This is a genomic window from Nitratidesulfovibrio liaohensis, from assembly GCF_011682075.1.
Lineage (GTDB): Bacteria > Desulfobacterota > Desulfovibrionia > Desulfovibrionales > Desulfovibrionaceae > Cupidesulfovibrio > Cupidesulfovibrio liaohensis.
The window spans coordinates 1-1,882 of record NZ_VSMK01000478.1 but is presented as its reverse complement, the minus strand read 5'-3'; the positions used below and the strand labels follow the sequence as shown (position 1 = coordinate 1,882).

The window sequence follows — 1,882 nt, the reverse complement described above, 5'->3', positions numbered from 1 at the left end:
GGGGCGACGGCGGGGTCGGGGGCCGAGCCGCCGACCAGCGTGGCCGCCGTGCCGCCGGGGCGGCGCTCCACTTCCATGGAGACGATGGACAGGGCCTGCCCTGCCAGCAGCGAGGAAAGGTCGGACACGATGCCCACCCTGTCGCGAAAGATGCATTCCATTCGTAGTTTCATGCGTGCGTCTTCCGGTACGGGGTGGGCGTTGCGGCTTCCCTGTGTATGGATGGTGCGGCTAGTCCGCGCTCCGGGGGGTCCCGGCGCTGGCCAGACCGGGCACCGGCTGGTTCTTGCTGTAGGCAGTGGCCTGGCAGATGGCGATGAGCGTGCCTTCGCCGTCGGTGATGCGGATTTCGTAGGTGGCCACCCGCCGGGCAGCGCTGATCTCGCGCGCCTCGGCCGTCAGCGGCCCGCACTTGCCGGGCGCCAGGAACGAGATGGAGGTGTTCAGGTTCACGCTGACCCTGCCGCGCGTGTTGCAGGCCACGGCAAAGGCCAGGTCGGCCACGGCAAAGATGGCCCCGCCGTGGGCCATGCCCACCCCGTTGCGGTGGTGCGCGTCCAGGGGCATGACGGCGCGGGCGTAGCCGCGCGCGGCCTCGGTGATCTCTATGCCCAGATGCCTGGCGAACATGTCGCGCTCGGCGATGAACCGGCGGACGTGCTCCATGTCGTCATCAGGAAGGGGTGAAGCAGGCGGAACAGGCGCAAGGGGGGATGCGGGCGAACCGGAACCTGCGGCGGTTGCGGCATGCGGTGCGGACGGTGTGCCGGACAATGGCCCGGACTGTGGCGTGGACATGGCGTCTCCGCGCGGGGTGCGCGCAACTGCGTGAACGGAACGGCTATGACCGGAACAGGCACGGGCGAACCGGACAGGGACAGATCGAACCCGAACAAGTCGGGCATGAGCAAACCGAGCCGATTCACGAAAGCGTGAAACGGTCAGGCGCAAGGCGCACCGTAGCGGCAGGACCCCCACCTTGTCGAGGGGGCAACGGAGCACCCACCAGGGTGCCGCACCGCACACCACTTGCCTGCCGCACCGCGCGGGGCTATGCAGGACGGGCATCCGGCGGCAAACGCACCTGCTCGGCGCAGCCCCGACCCCTGCATCCATAAATGTACAAACGCATCTGGCGGGCACACCCGGCAAGTACGCCCGGCAGTACACCTGACCAGTCCGACTGGCGGGAATGCGCGACTGGCCGATTCGCCCCCTGCTGGCTGCCCGCCATGGTTCCACCCTCCATTTCACCTCTCGCCCTCGTGAAAAAGGGCCTGCCCGGAGGATTTCATGACCGTCCATTCTCTTGCCGCCCTGGCCGTGGCCCTGTTCATCCTGGCCATCACCCCCGGCCCCGGCGTGTTCGCCGTGCTGTCCGCCGCCCTGGGGCGCGGCCTGCCCACGGCGCTGGCCCTTACGGCGGGCATCATCTGCGGCGACATGATCTTTCTGCTGCTGGCCATGGCCGGGCTGACCGTGCTGGCGGAAAGCATGGGCGACCTGTTCCTGGTGGTGCGCCTGGGTGGCGCGGCCTACATGATCTGGCTGGGCATCAGCATGTGGCGCGGCGCAACAACGGCCCGGCCCATGGCTGTAGCCGAAGGGGCGGCCTCCGGAGAGTCGGCGTCCGCGAATCCGGCATCCGGCGCAGACACCGCCTGCGGCACCGCGCCGCTGCCCGCGCAGACACCGCTGCGCCTGCTGCGCACCGCCTGCGGCGGCCTGGCCCTTACGCTCGGCAACCCCAAGGTCATCGTATTCTACGTGGGCTTTCTGCCTACCTTCGTGGACCTGCGCACCCTGGACGCCACGGGCGCCGGGCTGGTGGCGGCCACCACCGTGGCCGTGGTGGGCTGCGTGCTGGGCGGCTACGCGGTGA

Annotated in this window: 2 protein-coding genes; one reads left to right on the top strand and one right to left on the bottom strand. The window is 69.5% G+C overall.

The window, feature by feature from the left end:
- Positions 1-231: 231 nt before the first annotated feature.
- Positions 232-798 carry a PaaI family thioesterase gene (locus tag FVW27_RS14515; protein WP_243838478.1) on the bottom strand — a complete coding sequence of 189 codons (567 nt, stop codon included), beginning with the start codon at positions 796-798 and terminating at the stop codon, positions 232-234.
- A gap of 495 nt (positions 799-1,293) precedes the next feature.
- Here FVW27_RS14515 and FVW27_RS14510 point away from each other — a divergent pair.
- Positions 1,294-1,882: LysE family translocator (locus tag FVW27_RS14510; RefSeq protein WP_167126417.1), on the top strand; the 589-nt coding region annotated here is incomplete at its 3' end.